Consider the following 19,750-nt stretch of genomic DNA (forward strand, 5'->3'; position numbering starts at 1 on the left):
TTCGCCGGGTTCACCTACCCGTTCCTGTGGAAGAACTTCAGCGACGGGCGGAAGACGAAAGTGATCGCGGTCGAACCGGCGTCGTGCCCCAGCCTGACGCGGGGCCAGTACACGTTTGACTATGGGGACACGGCGGCGATGGCGCCGATCGTGAAGATGCACACGTTAGGTCATACTTTCATCCCGCCGGGGATACATGCGGGCGGGTTGCGGTATCACGGGATGGCGCCGAGCGTGAGCGCGCTGGTGGAGCACGGCGACATCGAAGCGCGGGCGGTGAAGCAGTTGGCGACGTTTGAGGCGGCGGTGCAGTTTTCGAAGGCGGAAGGGATTATTCCGGCGCCGGAGAGTGCGCACGCGATACGGGTGGCGATAGATGAAGCGTTAGCGTGCAAGGCGACAGGGGAGAAGAAAGTGATCGCCTTCAACCTGTCGGGGCACGGGCACTTCGACATGATGGCGTATGAAGCGTATCATCACGGCAAGCTGGAAGACTACGAGTACCCGCAGGCGATGGTGGATGAAGCGATGACCCATTTGCCGAAAGTCCCGGCGATGGCGTAAGAGAGAAGAGAAGAGAAAAGAGAAGAGAGAGATTAGACGCTTCGCGTGGAGAATTCTCCAATTCTCTAATTCTCTGTTTTCCAGTGATGTTCGGCCATGAAACTTGAACCGTCTGCCATCCAACTGCGCTTTGTCGCCCTCGGCGATTTGCTCCTGCACGAGGAGCATGATCCTTATCGGGTGAAGCGCCTGGCGCTCACCCTCAAGCGAGAGGGCCGATTGCGTAACCCGCCTCTCGTGGCCGAACTGAACAGGCGCTACATCGTCTTGGACGGCGCCACCCGCACCACCGCTTTGCGCGAGATGGGCTACCGCGACGCCCTGGTTCAAATTGTGGATTACTACGCCGACACAGTTCAGGTGAGCGCGTGGCATCACGTGGTGGCCGGCTTGTCTCACAACCAACTGCTCTCTACCCTGGCCGATGTAGACGGGATCACCCTTCAGCCGGTTGATGCCGACACGGCTTGTCGGATGCTCGGCACGCGCGACATCATTGCCTGCGTGGTGATGCGAAACGGCCAGTGGTTTGCCGTGTTGGGCGATGGCGAAGCCGACATGGACAACAACCGGCGCGCCGACCTGCTCTGCCGGCTCGTGGCCGAATATCGCGGCAAAGTTGAAGTGCATCGCACGGTTGAGATCGATCTGCCCATGCTGGCTTACGAATATCCGGGGCTGACCGCCGCCATCACTTTTCCCGCATACTCGCCAGCCGAGATTTCGGAGATCGCCGTCAGCGGGGCCAAACTGCCGATGGGCATCACCCGCCACGTGGTCGCCGGGCGGGCGCTGGGGCTGGATGTTCCTCTGGAAATGTTGAGTGACTCGCAACCCCTGGCAGATAAAAACAAGTGGCTGAATGACCAGATCATGAATCGGCTCAAGGCCGACAAGGTTCGCTTGTATCAGGAACCGGTGTTTGTCTTTGACGAATGAGGCCCGGATGACTTTTCAACTTCTTCTCGGCAACGACGCAATTGCGCTCGGCATGGTGCAAAACGGCTGTCAGGTGGTGACGGCTTACCCCGGCACGCCCAGCTCCGAAATTCTGGCCGGGGTGGTGAAGTTCAAAAAGAAACTCGGCCACGACATCTACACTGAGTGGAGCGCAAGCGAGAAGGTGGCCTTTGAAGTGGCTCTGGCGGCAAGCTGGAGCGGGCTACGGTCGGCGACGGCGATGAAGCAGGTAGGGTTAAACGTGGCGGCTGACCCGATGTTCAGCGCGGCTTACATGGGCGTGGTCGGCGGCTTCGTCATCGTGCCTTGCGATGATCCCGGCCCGATGTCGTCGCAAACCGAACAAGACTCGCGGCTACTCGGCCTCACCGCCAAAATCCCGGTGTTCGATCCGGCCACACCTGCCGAAGCGATGGCGATGATGAAAGAGGCGCTCGAACTTTCGGAGCGGCACCGCATCCCCGTCATCCTGCGCCCGACCACGCGCGTTTGCCACGCGGTGCAAACTGTGGAAGTGAATGGCGCGACTCCTTTCGCCCCGCTCAAACCCGGATTCAAAAAAGACCCCCAGCGTTGGGCCGCCACCCCCGGGTTTCGCCTCAAACTACACCACGAGCTTAACGCCAAGCTGGCGGCCATCGAAGAGGAATTCAATTCATCGCCTCTCAACCAATTCTCCAATTCTCTAATCTCTAACACGAGATTAGAGAATTGGAGATTAGGAATCATCGCCAGCGGCGTCGCTTATCAAACGGCTTGCCAGGCCCTGGCCGAACTTGGCGCGAGCGTGCCCGTTCTCAAAATCGGCACGCCGTTCCCACTGCCGCGCAAGTTGGTAATGGATTTTGTGGCCCGATGCGAGCGGGTGCTGGTCATAGAAGAACCGGATGCCTGCATCGAATTGCAAATTCCAGATCTGAGGTGTGTGAGTGGCCGCCTCGACGGCACGGTGCCCAACGCCGGTGAACTGTCGCCTGAAGTGGTGACGGCTATTCTGGCCGAGGCCTTACAACTCACCGGCGCCTCCGTTCCGCCGCCGCCCGAAGACGAGGCCCTGAACGCGATCGTTCAATCGCTGAAGATCGCGCCCCGCCGCCCGCGCCTGTGCCCCGGCTGTTCGCACCGCTCGGCCATGTTCACCATGAAGCACACCTTTGGGCCGAACGCGATCTATCCGGGCGACATCGGTTGTTACTCGCTCGGCACCAACCTGCGCGCGATTGACACCTTTGTGGACATGGGGGCCGCCATTACGATGGCGACCGGGTTCTACCAGGCGGCCCGTTTCACGAAAGACAAGCGCCCCATCGTCGCCATGATTGGCGATTCCACTTTCCTGCACTCCGGCATCACGCCGCTGGTCAACGCCGTTCACACCGGGGCGCGGTTTGTTTTGCTCGTCCTCGACAACCACACGACGGCCATGACCGGCGCTCAACCGACGCCGGCCAATGATTACGCCGCCGACGGCGACATCGCCGCCAAGATTCCCATTATTGATATTGTCAAAGCCTGCGGTGTGAAGTTCGCCCGCATTGCCGACCCTTACGAGCACGAGCCGTTTGAAGCTTTGCTCAAAGAGGCCCATGCTTTCTCTCAATCTCCGGAAGGCGGCATCGCCGTCATCATCGCCGACCGGCCCTGTGTGCTTTACGACCGCTCGCCTGTTACCGAAAACCCGCTCCCGGTCGTCATCACCGAGCAGTGCGATGGCTGCCGTTACTGTGTGGAAGCCTTCGAATGTCCGGCCCTTGTTCTTCGCCCCGACAAGTCGCGAGTGGATGTTGACTACCGAATCTGCGTGGACTGCGGGCAGTGTATAGATGCCTGCTACAAAGGATTCATCGTGCCCAAATTGCCAGTGGATCAGTTGCCGGTGAACAGTCTACAGTGAACAATAAATACTTGCTCACTGCCTACTGTTGACTGTTCACTGCTTACTAACTATGGAACGCAAACTCATCATCGCCGGGATCGGCGGACAAGGCGTTATCTTTGTCACCAAAGTGCTGTCGCAGGCGGCCCTGGCGCGCGGCGAAAGTGTGATGGCCTCTGAGAATCATGGCATGAGCCAGCGCGGCGGCAGCGTGATGTCGTACGTGAAGGTCGGCGGGAGCGAAGCGCCGCTGATCCGGCGCGGCACAGCCGACGCCCTGATCGCCTTTGATCGGGTTGAGGCGATTCGTAACCTGCCGTTTATGCGAGCCGGCGGCAAGGTGTGCGTGAATAGCCTGAACGGCCTGGAGCCGGCGGTGATGCCGCGCTTGAACGAATTGGGCATCAACGTTCACACCCTCAACGCCGACGCCTGCGCCAAAGAACTCGGCGCTCCGGCGGTAGCCAACCTTGTCGTGCTTGGCTTTGCGGCGGCCCACCAGGCGCTAGGCCTGACGTTGGACGATTTGAAAGAGGCGGTGAAGACGCTTGGCCCGGCGAAGGCGGTGGAAATGAATTTGAAGGCGTTGGAGGCGGGAGCGAGGAAAGCGGCCCTCACCCCCGACCCCTCTCCCATTCGGAACAACACCGAACAGGAGAGGGGAGAATAAATCCGTGAACTCATTTGACTATTTTTCCCCGAAGTCGCTTTCCGAAGCCAGCGAGATTCTGGCCCGCTACCACGGCGAAGCGCGGGCGGTGGCCGGCGGCACGGATTTGTTGCTGAAGATGAAAGCCGGCCGGCTCGCGCCGAAGGCCGTCGTCAACATCAAGCGCATTCCCGAACTGCGCGGACTCACTTTCAACGGCCATTTGATGATAGGCGCGTTGACGACGCTGGAGGAACTCAAACGCTCGCCCGTCATCCATGAACATTATCCGGCGCTGGCCGAGGCCGCGAACACCATGGCCTCCGTGCAAATTCGCAACCTGGCCACGGTTGGCGGCAACCTGTGCAACGCCGCGCCCTCGGCTGACCTTGCGCCCATTCTGATCGCCCTCAAAGCCATCGCCCGCATCGCCGGGCCGGGCGGCGAACGGCGCCTGCCGCTTGACGAATTTTTCACCGGGCCAGGCGCCACCGTCCTCGCTCCCGGCGAATTGCTGGTCGGGCTAAAAGTCCTGCGCCCGGACGGCCCGGCTCTTTATCTCAAACACTCGCCGCGTGAGCACATGGACATCGCCGTCGTCGGCGTCGGCCTGTCGTTGCAATTGAAAGAGGGCCGGTGTGAGTCGGCGCGGGTGGCGCTAGGGGCGGTTGCCCCGACGCCCCTGCGAGCGCGCAACGCCGAAGATGAATTAACGAGTGGCCCGCTCACCGCTGATCGAATTCATCGCGCCGCCAAACTTGCCGCCGAAGAGTCGAAGCCGATTGACGACGTGCGCGGCTCGGCCTGGTATCGCCGCCGGATGGTGGAAGTGATGACGCGGCGGGGGCTGGAAACATTAATAACCAGTAACGAATAACGTTATTGGCAATTGGTTACTGGTTATTGGTAATTGGAGATTGCGTGCCGAAATTTCATTTGACCTTGCCGGTAAATAGCGAGCAACACGAACTGCTGATCGATCCTCGCCAGACTTTGCTCGACGTTCTGCGAAACGATCTCGACCTGCGCGGCGCGCATCGCGGCTGCGACTCGGGTGACTGCGGCGCTTGCACCGTTCTTCTGGATGGAAAGCCGATCGCGTCTTGCATGATCCTCGCCGCCGACTGCGACGGGGAAGCCGTCACTACTGTGGAAGGCGTCTCACCAAATGGAAGCCTCCATCCAGTTCAGCGGGCGCTCGTCGAAAAGGGCGGCATCCAGTGCGGCTTCTGCACGCCGGGGATGGTCATGGCGGCGATTGCCCTGCTCGACGACAACCCGCAGCCCACCGAGCAGGAAGTTCGGGATGGGTTGGCCGGCAACCTGTGCCGTTGCACCGGCTACAAGAAGATCGTCGAGGCGGTGATGGCGGTGAATCCATGATCGGCCAGCGCATCCCCAAACTGGACGCGCCCGACAAAGCCACCGGACGCACGACTTACGGCCACGATGTGAAACTGCCCGGCATGTTGCACGGGCGCATTTTGTATTCGCGCTATCCTCATGCCCGCGTTTTGAAAGTGGATGTGTCGCGAGCGGCACAGCTTCCCGGCGTCAAAGCCATCATCACCGCCGCCGACAACCCGCCAACCAAATTTGGCTATGGCAAAGACAACACTCCGCTCAAGGGCGATGCCGTTCGCAGTCTGCGCGACGAAGTCGCCGCCGTCGCCGCCGTAGACGCCGACACTGCCGAAGAAGCGTTGAGGCTGATCGAAGTTGAATACGAGCCGCTCCCGCCTATCTTTGAAGCCGAAGAGGCGCTGAAAGAAGGCGCGCCGCTCATTCATGCTGAGCGCGGCTCGAACCTTTTCAACAGTTATCGCTACTCGCATGGTGATTTGGAGTCGGGCGAGCGCGAGAGCGACGTGGTTCTCGAAACGGATTACGAGTTGCCTTACGTCGCTCACGGCGCGATGGAGACCAGCGTGGTCGTAGCCTCGTTTGATCATCGCGGCCACCTCACCCTTTACAGCACGACCCAGATTCCGTTTCTGCTTCAGCGCGATCTGGCCGAGGCGCTCGGCCTTGAGGGGAGCGACATCCGCATCATTCAAACGGCCATCGGCGGCGCGTTCGGGCGCGGGCTGGATATTTATCCTTTTGAGCCGATTGCGGCTTTGTTGGCGCGCAAGGCCGGCAAGCCGGTTCGCATCTCGTTCTCGCGCCACGAAGAATTTCTGGCCGCGCCGCTTCGTCAGCCGGCGAAGGTTCACGTTCGGGCCGGAGCGAAGCGCAACGGCCTGGTGACGGTTCGTGACGTGTACGCCCTACTCGATATTGGGGCTTATGTGTCGTGGGGAAGCGTCACGCCGCTGGTGATGATGGAGACGACGGCCTCTCTGTATCGCGTGCCGCACGTCCGCTTCTCCGCCGATTGCGTCTACACCAACAACCCGATCACGGGCGCGGTGCGCGGCTACGGCAACCCGCAATCCACCTTCTTCATTGAGACAATGATGGATCGGCTGGCCGTTGCCCTCAATCTTGACCCAATTGAGTTCCGCGTCCGTAACGCCAACATTCCCAACGAAGAGACGCCCCAGGGCTTGAAGATCACCAGTTGTGGAATGAAGCAGTGTTTGGAGGCCGTGGCGGCGCGAGCCGACGTTAGCAGTAAGCAGTTGGCAGTAGGCAGTGAACAGTCGGCAATTTCAAATCCAAAATCCACGCGAAGCGTCAAAAATCAAAAATTGAAGCGTGGGATTGGCTTTGCGACCACGCTCAACGTCGGCGGCGGGGCGCGCATTTACCGGAGTGACGGTTGCGGGGCGACGGTGAAGGTGGACGACTTCGGCCACGTGTCGCTCATCACCGGCAGCACCGAGATCGGGCAAGGCTCGGAGACGGTGTTGGCCCAGATCGTGGCCGAGGTGCTGGGCGTCAAGGTTGAAGATATCAACGTCCTCAACAGTGACACCGACGTGAAGCCCTGGGACGTGGGCGTCCACGCCAGCCGGACGACGTTCATCGCCGGCAACGCCGCCCACATTGCGGCGCTCGACGCGCGGCGGCAACTCTTTGAGACGGCGGCGGAGATGTTGAAAGTCGGTCCGGAGCAGTTGGTTGCGCGAGACGGCAAGATTATGGTTGCGGGGGAGCAGGGGAGCAATCTCCAATCTCCAATCTCCAATTCTCTTTCTCTCGCCAAAGTCGCCCGCGCCCGCCACTTCCGCGAGGGCGGCCAGGTCATCGTCGGCGAAGGCTGGTACGACCCGCCGACGAAGCTGGTGGACAAGGACACGTACAAGGGCAACATCTCGGCCACGTACGGTTTTGGGGCGCAGATGGCCGAGGTGGAAGTGGACACCGAGACCGGCAAGGTGCGCGTGCTGAGGCTGGTGTGCGCCAACGACGTGGGCCGGGCCATCAACCCGATGGCCGTCGAGGGCCAGATCGAGGGCGGGGCGCAGATGGGGCTGGGCTACGCGCTGACGGAAGAGGTGATCGTGAAAGAGGGGCGGGTGTTGAACCCCGACTTTCTCGACTATCGCTTGTTCACCTCTGCCGACATGCCGGAACTTGAATCGATCATCATCGAGACTGACGATCCGCAGGGGCCGTTCGGCGCGAAGGGCGTGGGCGAGATGGGCGGCACGCCGACCGCCGCCGCGATTGCCAACGCCATTTACGACGCGGTGGGCATAAGAATGACACAAGCGCCGATGACGCCGGAGCGCGTGCTGAGGGCTTTAGACGAAAGGAATGGACAGTGACCGGACTTCAACTCAACCCTTATCTTTTGAAAGTGCCGCTTTACATTGCCGGCAAATCCATTGAGGAAGTGCAGGAAGAGCTTGGACTCGACGACGTGGTGAAGCTGGGGTCGAACGAGAATCCGCTCGGCCCGTCGCTGATGGCGATTGAAGCGGCGGAGAAGATGTTGCCCGAGGCACACCGCTATCCGAATTACTGGGAGAAGGAACTGCGCCGCAAGCTGGGGCCGGCGCTTGACCCGGCCTTCACCGAGCGCAACGTCCTCATTGGCAACGGCGGCTGCGACGTGTTGCGGATGATCGCGCACGGCTTCATGAGCGAAGGCGGCGAGACGATCACCGCCAGCGCCACCTTCCCCATGTTTTCGATTCTGACGACGATGTTCGGCGGGCGGACGGTTGAAGTGCCGCTCACGGCGGACTACCGGTTCGACCTGCCTGCCATGCAAAAGGCGGTGACCCCGGCCACCCGGTTGATCTTCCTTTGCACCCCCAACAATCCCACCGGCGCCATCATCACTCAAGGTGAAGCCGACGCGTTCATGGCCGCCATCCCCGATCACGTCGTCGTCGTCTTCGATGAGTCTTACGATGGTTTTGTCGCCGACGCCAATTGCGTCAACAGCTTCGAGCACATCAAGCAGGGCCGGAACGTGATCTCGGTTCGCAGTTTCTCCAAGAAGTCCGGCCTGGCCAACATGCGCGTGGGTTATGCCGTCGGGCGGCCCGACCTCATCGAGTATCTTCATCACGCGCAAATGCCGTTCAACACCGGCTCGGTGTCGCTCGTCGCCGCCGTCGCCAGTTTGGACGATCACGAGTACCAGCGGCGAAGCGCCGAACTGGCGCAGGAAGAGCGCGAGTATCTGTATGTCGCGTTCGACGAACTCGATCTCAACTACGTCCACAGCCAGGCCAACTTTGTTCTGGTGAACGACCCGCCGGTGAACGCCAAAGCGCTGGTGGATGCGCTTCTGCGAAAAGGCGTCATCATTCGCTGGGCGGGAAGCATGGGTTTGCCAAATGCGTTTCGGGTGACGGTGGGGACTCACGAGCAAAATGAAATTTTTGTGGCGGCGCTCAAGGCCGTGCTGGAAGAAGTTAAAGCGACGGTTTAGCCGTCAACCAGGAGAGAAACGACTGTGACCACATCGCCTGCCGACCATTGCCTGAACTGCAACACCGCCGAAGCTGACATACCACTGGTGCAGTGGCAGTATCAAGGCCGTCACCTTTGGATTTGCGCCGATTGCCTGCCGCTCATGATTCACAAACGCCACCAACTTGCTGAGAAGCTGTCGGCGTTGGATGAGTCGCTGGAAGAAGGGTAACGATGGACTATATCAAGCGAGTCGAACGGGTTGCGCTGGCGGTTGAAGATTTGGACAAAGCTCAATCCTTCTTTGAACAGTGGTTCGGAGCGAAGTTCTGCCCCGAAGAGAACATCGAAGACATGGGCATTCGCTACCGCCCGTTTGACATTGGCGCCAGCAAGATGGAGTTGTTGCAGGCCACCCGCGACGACAGCCCGGTGGCGAAGTTCATCAAAAAGAATGGCGGGCCGGGCGTGCATCACATCACCTTTGAAGTGGAAGACCTGGATGTGGCCGTGGCCGAACTGGAGCGGCGCGGAGGCCGAATTGCTTACCGGCACACCTACCAGCCGGGCGTGACGTTTGAGGGCCAATACTGGCGCGAGGCGTTCGTGCATCCAAAGGATTCGTTTGGGGTGCTGATTCACCTGGCGGAGAAGAAGCCGGTGAAATGAACAATGAAGCAATGAACAATGAACAATTGGTGATAGATCGGGCTTTTAAAACTTTGGCTGCTGTGTTGTTGCTGGCGAGCGTGGCTTTCAACGCGCTAAAAGTTGCGCCGATTCACGCCAACGAGTTTGCTTTTGGCGTCGGAGCGTTCGTGCTTTCGTTGATCGCATTGCCTGAAGAGAAGCGGCGATGAACTTTTCTCTGACTGAGGAGCAGGAGTTATTCCGCCGCTCGGTGCGCGACTTTGTAGAGAAGGAAGTCGCGCCGGTGGCGGCCCAACTCGACGAGCGCGGCGAGTTCCCGCTGGCGCTGTTCCGGCGATGCGGCTACCTGGGCTACTTTGGATTGCGCTATCCCGAATCAGTCGGCGGGCTGGGCGCGGACTTCACCACCTTTTGCCTGATGGCTGAAGAGATCGCCCGCGGCTCGCTCGCGCTGGCGGCGGCGGTTTCGATGCAGTGTTTGATGGGAACCGACTTCGTCCATCGTTTTGGCTCAGAGGAACACAAAATCCGTTTGCTTGCGCCCGCCCTGCGCGGCGACAAGATTGGCGCGATTGCCATGACCGAGCCGGACTTCGGCTCCGACTTGGGCGGCATCACCACGCGGGCGGTGAAAGATGGCGACGGCTGGGTGTTGAACGGACGCAAGATGTGGATCACTTCGGCCACGGTGGCCGACTTTTTTACAGTGGCGGCCAAAACGGATCCCGAAGCCGGGTTCAAAGGGATTGACATGTTTCTGGTCGAGAAGGGTCAGCCGGGGCTGGCGGTGGGAAAGCGAATCGAAAAGATGGGCGTGCGCGCGTCCGAGACGTCCGAGTTAATTCTGGAAGATGTGCGCCTGCCTGCGGAAAACCTGCTGGGCCAGCAGGGAACCGGCTTCAAGAATCTTGGCGCAATCCTGGCCGAGATTCGGACGATGACGGGCGCGCTGGCGCTGGGCTTGGCGCAGGCGGCCATCGAAGCCTCCCTCAGATATTCACACGAGCGCGTGCAGTTTGGCAAGCCGATTGCGGCTTACCAGGCCATCGCTCACAAGATTGCCGAGACGGGCACGCAGTTGGAAGCGGCGCGCGGGCTGGTGTATCGCGCCGCCTGGCAAATTGAAAACGGCAAGCCGGACATGAAGCTGGCTTCGATGGCGAAACTGTTTGCGACCGAGATGGCGAACAAGGCCGCCGACGAATGCACCCGCATCTTCGGCAGTTACGGCTTTGCCATGGAATATGACGCCCAACGCTATTTTCGTGACGCGCGCTTTCTGTTGTACGGCGGCGGCACGAGCGAAATTTTGCGCGGCATCATTGCGAAGGAGATGGGAGTATGACTTACAAATCTCGCGGCCTGACCTTTGAACAATTCAACCCGGGCGACTCGTTCACTTCACCGGCTCGCACCGTCACCGAGGCCGACGTGGTGGCCTTTGCCGGATTGTCTGGCGATTTCAACCCGTTGCACATTGACGAAGAATTTGGCAAGACCACGCCCTTTGGCACGCGCATCGCGCACGGCATGTTGGTCGCGGCCATGTCAACGGGGATGTCGAACTGGACAGGCGTGTTTGAGGGGACGACTCTGGCGTTGATGGAGCAAGTCATCCAATATAAGAACCCTACAAAGTTTGGCGATACCGTGCATCTCGAACTCAAAGTGTTAGAGAAGAAGGAAACGTCCAAGCCGGATCGCGGCGTTGTCATCTTCGAGACGCGTGTTTGCAACCAGGAAGGCAAAGCCGTCATCGAAGGCAAGTGGACGCTGATGATGAAGCGGGGATGAAAATCCCAATCTCCAATCTCCAATTCTCTAACCTCAAAGAGGCTGAAATGAAACTCAAAGACAAAGTAGCACTCATCACTGGCGGCGGCAACGGCATTGGCCGGGCCACGGCGCTCCGGTTCGCGAAAGAGGGAGCGGTTGTTGTGGTGGCCGACATGGACGAAGCCGGTGTAACAGAGACGGCCAAACTCATCGCCGACGAGGGCGGCAAAGCGCTGGCCGTGACCGGCAACGTGTCGGCGCGGGCCGAGGCCCAAAACATGGTGGACGCCGTCATCGGCAACTTTGACCGGCTCGACATCCTCATCAACAACGCCGGCATCACCCGCGACGCGCTGACGGTGCGGGTGAAAGATGGCGAGGTGAGGATCATGACCGACGAGCAGTGGGACGCAGTGCTTCTGGTCAACCTCAAAGGCACGTGGCTCATGTCGCAGTTGGCCGCCGTGCCGATGATGAAGCAGAAATATGGCCGCATTGTCAACACGGCCTCGGTTGGCGCGCAGGGCAACATCGGCCAGGCCAACTACTCGGCCTCAAAAGCGGGCGTCATCGGGCTGACCAAGACTCACGCGCTCGAGTGGGCGCGCTACAACATCGCCGTCAACTGCGTCGCGCCCGGCGGCGTCAAGACGCGCATGACGGCGGCCATCCCCGACAGCGTCATGGCCGGCCTCGTCGAACGCATTCCCCTCAAGCGCATGGCCGAGCCGGAAGAGATCGCCTCGGTTCACACTTTCCTCGCCAGCGACGACGCCAGCTACATCACCGGCCAGGTGATTTGGGTGGATGGTGGCTTGACGGTAGGGGCGTAAAGGATGAGCAGGAGTAAACGCTTTTGGTCTCTCATTCTGCTGCTTGTGCTTGCACGGGTTATGTCGGTTTGGCTATTGAAGCCCGATCCAGCCTACGTGCTGATTCCGCGCGGCCTTAACGGACGTGGGTTGTTGACACAGCCCTCTTGGTTTGACTTGGCAATTCCGTTAGCGACGATTGTAATGCTCCAGCGTGGGCGTTTTCGGGAGCGTATTACGGTACGATCGGCGATGTTGGCCGTCGGTGATGCGTCTGGACTATTGCTGTTCCCTTTGCTAACGGGATTAGGGCTGTTCGTCTATATATATAAGTGGTACGTGTCACCCCAGGTTGTTGTGATGAACCTGTTGCGATGGGGTCAGTTTGTGTTGGCTTTCTTGGCTTTGAACTTGATGCTCGACACACTGACGGTGCGAAATCGCTATGGACGTTTGGCTGTTGGGTTGCTGGTGACGCTAATGCTTGGTCCCACCCAAGAAATGTACGCCACGATAGACGGAGAGTGGCTCTTCTTAGTCGTACTGAACAGCGTCGGCACGACGTTGGCGCTGACGGCACTGGCTTTCCGGCCCCTTTATCACCAGTCACCATGGCGTGCGACGTTGGCCGCCGTCATTGTAGGTGGCCTCAGTTGTCTGTTTATTGTTACAGGCGGCTCTGATAGTGTTCTCACTCTGGCCTTACCCTCATTTTCGTTTCTGATCGGTGCATTAGCCATCCGTAGCGCTAAATGGTGGCCGCGCTGGGCAGCATTGGCAGGTACGGTGACTGTCGCGCTCCTATTTAGCTTGGGCTTGCCGCGCCTTGTGCCGCCTGAACAAAGGACACTCCTCATTGAATCGATCCCTGAGCCCTCTCACACTGAGCAAGTCGAAGGGATCACAGTTCGCTACGAGGACTCGCGTGTTAGAGAAGTAACGGTGCGCCTGGCGCGTGTTTTGGCGGCAGCCAATCAGGTCAGCCAGGAGTCATTCGGTGTTTCGCCGCAAGCCAACGAGTTGGTAATTGGGGGAATCGAACCGGGCGGTTTCTATGCCGAATTCCCTCACAGCATCCGTGGCAACTTAGCCTCGGAGCGTTATATCGAACTTTCTCTGGATAACACTTACTTGAATTCTCCCGACGCTTCCATCCACTTTGCCGACCCGATTAACGCTATCCTGCATGAATACAGCCACTTGTATGGCATCGTACCATACTGGCCATGGGTTATGGGATCAGAGGAAGAAGGGTGGGCCACTTATGGCGCCACTCGTTTGGCGCGTCGGCTCTACGAGCGATTTGGCCCTGGTTTGTGGGATCCGCCTTACGATTACGCCGCTCGTGCTGAGGCGATAACGCAATCTAATCTCAACGGGCATCCGGTAGCGTGGTCTCACCCCGATGAGTTTGGGGGCTTTCGACTGTGGTACGAACTCGGCCAGCGAGATGGCGAAGGAGCCCTATTCCGTCGGCGCTGGGAACTGACAAGGCGAGATAGCCTGCGCTTCTTAATGATCGTCAACGATCCTGACATGGCGCAGAAAATGGCTGATGAATTGGGCCGTGCGGACTTTGTTTCCTTCGGCTCAGGCAGGCCGGTTCGCTACGCTCAACTTTATGACCTGCAAGATTTACAACCACTGGGCGACGTGATGGGAATGTCTCGCGCTCAGGTAACTACCCTTTATGACCGGAGGGCAGACGAAATTGTAGACCCGACTATAAAGGTGCCTGCACCGACTCCTGTTGAGTTAGACCTGGGAGCAACAACAGCAGTGCTGTTGCTTACAGTCTGGTTGGCGATGCGGGTTTTCTCGCGGCGAGACAAACTCACAAGTATGTGAGTGTAGGAGGTGCAATGTCATTTCAAAACGTCTTTATTCCCTACGGCGGCTACTGGTGCACGCCGTTTGTGAAGTGGCAGGGCAACTTTGCCAGCCTGCATCCGCTCACGTTTGCCGCTGATGTGGCGAAGCGCGCATTGGCCGAACGAAACATCCAGCCTTCTTCATTTGACGCGTTGTATCTCGGCTTGACCGTTCCGGCGAAAAGTTCGTTTTACGGCGCACCGTGGGTGGCGGCGTTGATCGGCGCGGAGGGGATCACCGGACCGACGTTTTCACAAGCCTGCGCGACTTCAGCGCGCGTGATCGGGAGCGCGGCCTACGAAGTGGAAGCCGGGGACGGCGGGGGAAACGTTGTTCTATGCCTCACCGCCGACCGCACCTCAAACGGGCCGCACCTGACGTACCCGAATCCTGCCAACCCCGGCGGCAAGCCCGACGCCGAAGACTGGGTGTGGGACAATTTCAACTGCGACCCCTTCGCCCGCAATGCGATGATTGAGACGGCGGAAAACGTGGCCCGCGAACAAGAGATCACGGCTCAAGAACAACACGAAGTGATGTTGATGCGCTACGGCCAATATCAAGAGTCGCTCAAAGACGAGGCGGCTTTCCACAAAAAGTATATGGTCACGCCGGTTGAGGTGAATCCATCCGGCAAAAAAGTGGTCGCCACCGTGAAAGACGATGAAGGCGTGTTCCCAACCACCGCTGAAGGACTGGCGAAGCTCAAGCCGGTTGTGCCGAACGGCACGGTCACATTCGGGGCGCAAACCTACCCCGCCGATGGCAACGCCGGAATGATCGTCACTTCGAAAGAGCGGGCGGCTGAACTCAGCCGTGATCGCCAGGTCGAAATTCAAATTCTCAGCTTCGCCCAGGGGCGAGTGAAGAAGGGCTTCATGCCGATGGCGAATGTTCCGGCGGCACAGCAGGCGCTTGAACAGGCGGGCATCTCGATCAATAATGTGAAGGCCATCAAGACTCACAACCCGTTCGCGGTGAACGACATCTACTTCTCGCGCGAGATGGGCGTGAGGAAGGAAGCGATGAACAACTACGGCTCGTCGCTTATCTGGGGCCACCCGCAGGGGCCAACCGGGATGCGGCTGATTATGGAATTGATCGAAGAGCTGGTTCTGCTCGGCGGCGGCTACGGGTTGTTCACCGGCTGCGCGGCGGGCGACACGGCGGCGGCGGTGGTGGTGAAGGTGGGAAGTTAGAGATTAGAGAATTGGAGATTGGAGATTGCAGTGGACGAAGTGCATGTAGTGACTGGCGCGTTTGGGTACACCGGGCGATATATCACCCGGCGGTTGCTGGCGAGGGGAATCACGGTCAAAACGTTGACCGGCCACCCTGACCGCCCCAACCCCTTTGGCGATCAGGTGAGCGCCATGCCGTTCAACTTCGACAAGCCCGCTGAGTTGACGAAGAGTCTCGAAGGCGCGAGCGTGCTGTACAACACTTACTGGGTGCGCTTCTCGCACGGACAGAACACGCACGAGCGGGCGGTTGCCAACACCCAGACTCTGATCCGGGCCGCTGAAGAAGCGGGCGTGAAACGCATGGTTCACGTCAGCATCGCCAAGCCGTCGCTGGACTCGACGCTCCCCTACTATCGCGGCAAGGCGATTATGGAGCAGACTTTGCGCGAGTCAAAACTCTCGTATGCCATCTTGCGCCCGACCGTGCTGTTCGGCGTTGAGGCAGGCGAGGACGTGCTCATCAACAACATTGCCTGGCTCCTGCGGCGTTTCCCGGCGTTCGCCATCCCCGGCGCGGGCGGCTACAAACTCCAGCCAATCTACGTCGAAGACCTGGCCGACCTTGCCGTTAGCGTCGGCCAACAATCAGAAAATGTGGTCATCAACGCCGTTGGCCCGGAGATATTCACTTTCGATGAACTGGTGCGGTTGGTTGCCAAAGCAGTCAACAGCCGGGCGTGGATCGTCCACGTGCCGCCGGGTCTGGCGCTGGCTCTGGCTCAATTGATCAGCCTGCTCGTCGGGGACGTGATGCTGACCGGCGACGAAGTGGCCGGGTTGATGGGCGATCTGCTCTTCGTCGATTCGCCGCCGCCGGGCCAGAAGCGCCTGAGCGAGTGGCTGGCCCAAAACGCGAAGGAAGTCGGCGCGCGTTATGCTTCCGAGTTGGGGCGGCATTTCAAATAGAGATTGGAGGTTGGAGATGACGAGACCCATCCGTGTGCTTATTTCCAAACCCGGACTCGACGGCCACGACCGGGGGGCCAAGGTGGTGGCGATTGCCCTGCGTAATGCTGGGTTTGAAGTCATCTACACCGGCCTGCATCAAACTGTCGATCAAATTGTCGAAGCGGCAACGCAGGAAGATGCGGACGTGATCGGCCTCTCGGTCCTCTCCGGCGCTCACTTGCCGATTGCGCGAAAGTTGATGGCGAAATTGCGCGAGGCCAAAATGGATGACGCGCTGGTGATGGTCGGCGGCAATATCCCGGAGCGCGACGTTGCGCCGCTGAAAGAATTGGGTGTGGCCGGCGTCTTCCCCACCGGAAGCAGTTTTGACGCTATCGCCGCCTTCATCCGCGAGCGAGCAGGCGAAACAGCAAACATATAAGTGGAGAAAACTATGAACACGGAAATGTTGAAAATCGGCGGCGATTCAATCGCCATCTATCAGAGCCAGGGCAAAGGGCCGGCGGCGCTGCTCGTCCACGGCAACTCCTGCTCAAGCCGGTCGTATCAACGCCAGCTTGAGGGCGCGTTCGGCGAGAAGTTCCGGCTGGTGGCAATGGACTTGCCCGGCCACGGGCAATCGTCGCCCGCGTCCGACCCGGCGACCTATTCCCTGCCCGGTTACGCCGAAGTCGTGGTGGAAGTCGCCAAACAACTCGGCCTGGCCGAAGCCGTGTTTGTAGGCTGGAGTTTGGGCGGGCATATTGTGTTGGAAGCGAGCGGTCAACTGCCAAAGGCCGCCGGCTGGATGATTTTCGGCGCGCCGCCGCTGGCGTTTCCTCCGGCGATGGCCGAGGCCTTCCTGCCCAACCCGGCGGTGGCGGTCGGCTTCAAGCCCGACCTGACCGACGAGGAAGCGGCGGCTTACGCCGCCTCGTTTTTCAAGCCGGGCACGCCAACTCCCGATTCGTTTTTGGAAGATATTCGCCGCACGGATGGCCGGGCGCGATTGGGGCTGGGCGGCAGTATTCGCCCGGACGGTTATAAAGATGAGGTTGAAATTGTGGCCAATCTCTCGGTGCCGTTGGCAATTCTTCACGGCGAGCACGAGCAACTCGTCAACCGAGCCTACATCAGCGCCTTGAAAATGCCTGGCCTCTGGCGCGGCGCAGTCCAAATTGTCGGCGACGCCGGACACGCGCCTCACTGGGAGCAACCGGATCAGTTCAACTCGCTCCTTGAAGCGTTCCTGCTGGAAACGGCCAAACGATAAAGGTCGGCCATGCTGTGTGGTCGCCAATGCCACCGGCTGTGTGGAGGTCTGCACCAGAGTCTACCCGTACACTGCCTGGCGCGTGCCGTGGATTAACAACGGCTTCGAGGATGCGGCGGCCACCATTAGCGGAGTCGAAACCGCATATAAAGCCATAAAGCGACGCGGCGATCTCCCGGCGCGGAAGGCCATTGAAGCCCGCGTGCCGGGGAAGGCAAAGGAGATCAATCGCCGGGTGTTTGAAAGAGGGGGAGGCGTTGAAATAAGCAGGCACTCGGCGGCGCTAAACCGTCACCGACTCAGAGCGCATGGAGGCCTTTACCAGGCCTGAGAGAAATTCGCTGGCGCGGAGTATTTCGAGCAGAACCGGGCGGTCATCCGGATCGAGGTGGAGAATAAGGGAGCCCACATGTTCGGCGTGGTCAATCGTGGCGGAAGCATCCAGCTCGATGGTCAGGATGTCTTCTTCACGGTCGTAGCTAACTTTCATATCGCTGCCTCCTGCCCGGGTAAAATGTGATTATGACTTTATCATCGCCTTCAATACGAAATACTACCCGGAGAACATGCTTTTCGTCAAAACCTTTTTGGGCTACTGGCGGGTCTTGGTCGGTTTCGACTTTATCAGGCGCATTGACGGTATCAATGACCTGAGCCTCTGTTACCACAAACTTGTGGCGGGCGAGTATTTCGAACTTTTCCCGCGCATGTTGGGTGAAACGGACGGCCATTGACAACGATTGTATCACAACGGTGAGAGGAAGTTATGCCCGACAAAAATCGTGATGTGATTCTAGAATCAGGCATCCCCGTCAAACCCGTTTACGGGCCGGAAGACCTCAAGGAGGCTGACGGCATTGGCGGGCCGGGCGAATTCCCGTTCACGCGCGGAATCCATCCGCTCATGTATCGCGCCCGCCCGTGGACGATGCGCCAGTATGCCGGCTTCGGCACGCCCGCCGAGACCAACGAGCGCTTCAAGTTCCTCATCGGCAACGGGCAGAACGCGCTTAACGTCGCCTTCGATCTGCCGACGCAGATGGGATTGGACTCCGACGACCCGCTGGCCGAGGGCGAAGTGGGGCGGGTGGGGATGGCGGTGGACACGTTGGCGGACATGGAGACCGCCTTTGACGGCATCCCCATCGAGAAAATCAGCGTCTCGCTCACCATCAACGCCGTGGCCGCGCCAATTATGGCGATGTATCTCGTCGTGGCCGAGAAGCATGGCGTCCCGCTCACTGACGTTCGCGGGACTTCGCAGAACGACATTCTCAAAGAATACATAGGGCGCGGAGCGTGGATTTTCCCGGTGGAGCACGGCATCCGGCTGGTGACGGACACGATTGAGTTCTGCGCCAAGCAAGCGCCGAAGTATTACCCGGTGAGCGTGTGCGGCTATCACATCCGCGAGTCGGGCGCGAACCCGGTGCAGGAGATCGCTTACGCTTATTGCATCGCCCGCGCCTACATTCGCGAAGCGCTGGGGCGCGGCCTGAACGTGGACGACTTCGCCGAACGGCTCTCGTTCAACTTCGACATCTTCGGCAACCTCTTCGAACAGGTGGCAAAATTTCGGGCGGCGCGCAAGCTGTGGGCCAAAATTCTGCGCGACGAGTTCGGGGCGCAGAAGCCGGGCACGATGCAGATGAAGATGATCGCCGGGGGCGGCGGCGGCGGCCTGACCATTGAACAACCGGAAAACAATATCGTGCGCGGCGCGTATTACGCCCTCATCTCCGCCCTCTCCGGCGCGCAAACGATGGCCCTGTGTTCATACGACGAAGCCTACACCATCCCCACTGAGAAGGCGGCGTTGATTTCCCTGCGGACGATGCAAATTCTGGTGGAAGAGATGGGATTGTGTGACACCGCCGACCCGCTGGGCGGCTCCTACTATGTCGAATGGCTGACGAACGAAATGGAGCATCGCATCGCCGCCGAGATGAAGCGCGTGGACGGCGAGATGGGCGGCATTGTTCGCGCCGTGAGCGAGGGCGCGGTGCAACGCGAGGTGGCGCATCAGGCCTTGAAGGTTGAGCAAGGGTTGCAGGACGGGACGATTCCCAAAGTCGGCGTCAACCGGTATCGAATGAATGAAGAAAGCCGCGACGTTGAATTGCACGACTACAAACCGGAGCAGGCCGAAGACGCCATCCGCCGACTCAGCGCCGTTCGCGCCAGCCGCGATTCACAGGCAGTGGCCTCGGCGCTGGAGAAAGTGCGCGAGGCGGCGGCGGACGGCCAGAACGTGATGCCGGCGATGATGGACGCTGTGCGGGCTTACGCAACGCTGGGCGAGATCACCAAGACGTTGAAGGAAGTGTTTGGCGTGTTTCGAGAGCCGGTGCGGTTGTAAGAGTAAACAGT

Annotated in this window: 22 protein-coding genes; 21 read left to right on the forward strand and 1 reads right to left on the reverse strand. The window is 59.6% G+C overall.

The genetic code is table 11. The features are described from left to right. The 19 genes from HYZ49_13000 to HYZ49_13090 form a co-directional block, all read left to right on the forward strand. Positions 1–564, forward strand: a 564-nt coding sequence (locus tag HYZ49_13000) for a pyridoxal-phosphate dependent enzyme (GenBank protein ID MBI3243200.1), incomplete at its 5' end; no start/stop codon positions are given. 96 nt (positions 565–660) lie between these two features. Next, complete coding sequence (locus tag HYZ49_13005; GenBank protein ID MBI3243201.1) at positions 661–1,503, forward strand: hypothetical protein; 843 nt, start codon at positions 661–663, stop codon at positions 1,501–1,503. A gap of 7 nt (positions 1,504–1,510) precedes the next feature. Further along, positions 1,511–3,418: an indolepyruvate oxidoreductase gene (locus HYZ49_13010; protein ID MBI3243202.1), complete on the forward strand. Its 1,908-nt coding sequence runs from the start codon at positions 1,511–1,513 to the stop codon at positions 3,416–3,418. Positions 3,419–3,470: 52 nt separating this feature from the next. Continuing rightward, the gene (locus HYZ49_13015; protein MBI3243203.1) at positions 3,471–4,070 is read left to right on the forward strand and encodes an indolepyruvate oxidoreductase subunit beta; all 600 of its coding nucleotides are present in this window, start codon (positions 3,471–3,473) and stop codon (positions 4,068–4,070) included. Positions 4,071–4,074: 4 nt separating this feature from the next. Beyond that, positions 4,075–4,926, forward strand: coding sequence for a xanthine dehydrogenase family protein subunit M (locus HYZ49_13020; protein ID MBI3243204.1), 852 nt, complete (start codon positions 4,075–4,077; stop codon positions 4,924–4,926). Positions 4,927–4,970: 44 nt separating this feature from the next. Further along, the gene (locus HYZ49_13025; GenBank protein ID MBI3243205.1) at positions 4,971–5,432 is read left to right on the forward strand and encodes a (2Fe-2S)-binding protein; all 462 of its coding nucleotides are present in this window, start codon (positions 4,971–4,973) and stop codon (positions 5,430–5,432) included. Continuing rightward, positions 5,429–7,765, forward strand: coding sequence for a xanthine dehydrogenase family protein molybdopterin-binding subunit (locus HYZ49_13030; GenBank protein MBI3243206.1), 2,337 nt, complete (start codon positions 5,429–5,431; stop codon positions 7,763–7,765). Before HYZ49_13025 ends, HYZ49_13030 begins: the two co-directional genes overlap by 4 nt. After that, complete coding sequence (gene hisC, locus HYZ49_13035; protein MBI3243207.1) at positions 7,762–8,883, forward strand: histidinol-phosphate transaminase; 1,122 nt, start codon at positions 7,762–7,764, stop codon at positions 8,881–8,883. Before HYZ49_13030 ends, hisC begins: the two co-directional genes overlap by 4 nt. A 24-nt stretch (positions 8,884–8,907) precedes the next feature. After that, the gene (locus HYZ49_13040; protein ID MBI3243208.1) at positions 8,908–9,096 is read left to right on the forward strand and encodes a hypothetical protein; all 189 of its coding nucleotides are present in this window, start codon (positions 8,908–8,910) and stop codon (positions 9,094–9,096) included. A 2-nt stretch (positions 9,097–9,098) separates the two neighbouring features. Further along, the gene (locus HYZ49_13045) at positions 9,099–9,533 is read left to right on the forward strand and encodes a VOC family protein (GenBank protein MBI3243209.1); all 435 of its coding nucleotides are present in this window, start codon (positions 9,099–9,101) and stop codon (positions 9,531–9,533) included. Beyond that, on the forward strand, positions 9,530–9,724 hold the full coding sequence (locus HYZ49_13050; GenBank protein MBI3243210.1) for a hypothetical protein: 195 nt from the start codon (positions 9,530–9,532) through the stop codon (positions 9,722–9,724). Before HYZ49_13045 ends, HYZ49_13050 begins: the two co-directional genes overlap by 4 nt. Next, entirely contained in the window at positions 9,721–10,860 is a 1,140-nt protein-coding gene (locus HYZ49_13055) for an acyl-CoA dehydrogenase family protein (GenBank protein ID MBI3243211.1), read from the forward strand. The genes HYZ49_13050 and HYZ49_13055 overlap by 4 nt, the downstream gene beginning before the upstream one ends. Next, positions 10,857–11,309, forward strand: coding sequence for a MaoC family dehydratase N-terminal domain-containing protein (locus HYZ49_13060; protein ID MBI3243212.1), 453 nt, complete (start codon positions 10,857–10,859; stop codon positions 11,307–11,309). The genes HYZ49_13055 and HYZ49_13060 overlap by 4 nt, the downstream gene beginning before the upstream one ends. A 47-nt stretch (positions 11,310–11,356) precedes the next feature. Continuing rightward, the gene (gene fabG / locus HYZ49_13065; GenBank protein MBI3243213.1) at positions 11,357–12,124 is read left to right on the forward strand and encodes a 3-oxoacyl-ACP reductase FabG; all 768 of its coding nucleotides are present in this window, start codon (positions 11,357–11,359) and stop codon (positions 12,122–12,124) included. Positions 12,125–12,127: 3 nt separating this feature from the next. Continuing rightward, complete coding sequence (locus HYZ49_13070; protein MBI3243214.1) at positions 12,128–13,951, forward strand: hypothetical protein; 1,824 nt, start codon at positions 12,128–12,130, stop codon at positions 13,949–13,951. A 14-nt stretch (positions 13,952–13,965) separates the two neighbouring features. After that, positions 13,966–15,174 (forward strand): thiolase family protein, encoded by a 1,209-nt coding sequence (locus HYZ49_13075; protein ID MBI3243215.1) that lies wholly within the window; start codon positions 13,966–13,968, stop codon positions 15,172–15,174. A gap of 24 nt (positions 15,175–15,198) precedes the next feature. Next, entirely contained in the window at positions 15,199–16,125 is a 927-nt protein-coding gene (locus HYZ49_13080) for an NAD(P)H-binding protein (protein ID MBI3243216.1), read from the forward strand. Positions 16,126–16,141: 16 nt separating this feature from the next. After that, positions 16,142–16,549, forward strand: coding sequence for a cobalamin B12-binding domain-containing protein (locus HYZ49_13085; protein MBI3243217.1), 408 nt, complete (start codon positions 16,142–16,144; stop codon positions 16,547–16,549). Between the two features lie 12 nt (positions 16,550–16,561). After that, positions 16,562–17,380, forward strand: coding sequence for an alpha/beta hydrolase (locus HYZ49_13090; protein ID MBI3243218.1), 819 nt, complete (start codon positions 16,562–16,564; stop codon positions 17,378–17,380). Positions 17,381–17,663: 283 nt separating this feature from the next. Here the strand turns inward: HYZ49_13090 and HYZ49_13095 are convergent, their stop codons facing one another. Next, complete coding sequence (locus HYZ49_13095; GenBank protein MBI3243219.1) at positions 17,664–17,870, reverse strand: DUF2283 domain-containing protein; 207 nt, start codon at positions 17,868–17,870, stop codon at positions 17,664–17,666. A gap of 76 nt (positions 17,871–17,946) precedes the next feature. On the opposite strand from HYZ49_13095, the gene HYZ49_13100 reads away from it, so the two are divergent. Both HYZ49_13100 and HYZ49_13105 read left to right on the forward strand, forming a co-directional pair. Then, complete coding sequence (locus HYZ49_13100; GenBank protein ID MBI3243220.1) at positions 17,947–18,114, forward strand: hypothetical protein; 168 nt, start codon at positions 17,947–17,949, stop codon at positions 18,112–18,114. A 32-nt stretch (positions 18,115–18,146) separates the two neighbouring features. Then, positions 18,147–19,739 (forward strand): methylmalonyl-CoA mutase, encoded by a 1,593-nt coding sequence (locus tag HYZ49_13105; GenBank protein ID MBI3243221.1) that lies wholly within the window; start codon positions 18,147–18,149, stop codon positions 19,737–19,739. Positions 19,740–19,750: the final 11 nt, after the last annotated feature.

It is taken from the genome of Chloroflexota bacterium (assembly GCA_016197225.1).
GTDB lineage: Bacteria > Chloroflexota > Anaerolineae > Anaerolineales > VGOW01 > VGOW01.

What these genes read in the sequence shown, in the direction of transcription:
- HYZ49_13005 (MBI3243201.1), top strand. Translation starts at nt 661, where the DNA reads ATGAAACTTGAACCGTCTGCCATCCAACTGCGCTTTGTCGCCCTCGGC.
- HYZ49_13010 (MBI3243202.1), top strand. Translation starts at nt 1,511, where the DNA reads ATGACTTTTCAACTTCTTCTCGGCAACGACGCAATTGCGCTCGGCATG.
- HYZ49_13015 (MBI3243203.1), top strand. Translation starts at nt 3,471, where the DNA reads ATGGAACGCAAACTCATCATCGCCGGGATCGGCGGACAAGGCGTTATC.
- HYZ49_13030 (MBI3243206.1), top strand. Translation starts at nt 5,429, where the DNA reads ATGATCGGCCAGCGCATCCCCAAACTGGACGCGCCCGACAAAGCCACC.
- HYZ49_13045 (MBI3243209.1), top strand. Translation starts at nt 9,099, where the DNA reads ATGGACTATATCAAGCGAGTCGAACGGGTTGCGCTGGCGGTTGAAGAT.
- HYZ49_13050 (MBI3243210.1), top strand. Translation starts at nt 9,530, where the DNA reads ATGAACAATGAAGCAATGAACAATGAACAATTGGTGATAGATCGGGCT.
- HYZ49_13055 (MBI3243211.1), top strand. Translation starts at nt 9,721, where the DNA reads ATGAACTTTTCTCTGACTGAGGAGCAGGAGTTATTCCGCCGCTCGGTG.
- HYZ49_13060 (MBI3243212.1), top strand. Translation starts at nt 10,857, where the DNA reads ATGACTTACAAATCTCGCGGCCTGACCTTTGAACAATTCAACCCGGGC.
- fabG (MBI3243213.1), top strand. Translation starts at nt 11,357, where the DNA reads ATGAAACTCAAAGACAAAGTAGCACTCATCACTGGCGGCGGCAACGGC.
- HYZ49_13070 (MBI3243214.1), top strand. Translation starts at nt 12,128, where the DNA reads ATGAGCAGGAGTAAACGCTTTTGGTCTCTCATTCTGCTGCTTGTGCTT.
- HYZ49_13075 (MBI3243215.1), top strand. Translation starts at nt 13,966, where the DNA reads ATGTCATTTCAAAACGTCTTTATTCCCTACGGCGGCTACTGGTGCACG.
- HYZ49_13085 (MBI3243217.1), top strand. Translation starts at nt 16,142, where the DNA reads ATGACGAGACCCATCCGTGTGCTTATTTCCAAACCCGGACTCGACGGC.
- HYZ49_13090 (MBI3243218.1), top strand. Translation starts at nt 16,562, where the DNA reads ATGAACACGGAAATGTTGAAAATCGGCGGCGATTCAATCGCCATCTAT.
- HYZ49_13095 (MBI3243219.1), bottom strand. Translation starts at nt 17,870, where the DNA reads ATGAAAGTTAGCTACGACCGTGAAGAAGACATCCTGACCATCGAGCTG.
- HYZ49_13100 (MBI3243220.1), top strand. Translation starts at nt 17,947, where the DNA reads ATGCTTTTCGTCAAAACCTTTTTGGGCTACTGGCGGGTCTTGGTCGGT.
- HYZ49_13105 (MBI3243221.1), top strand. Translation starts at nt 18,147, where the DNA reads ATGCCCGACAAAAATCGTGATGTGATTCTAGAATCAGGCATCCCCGTC.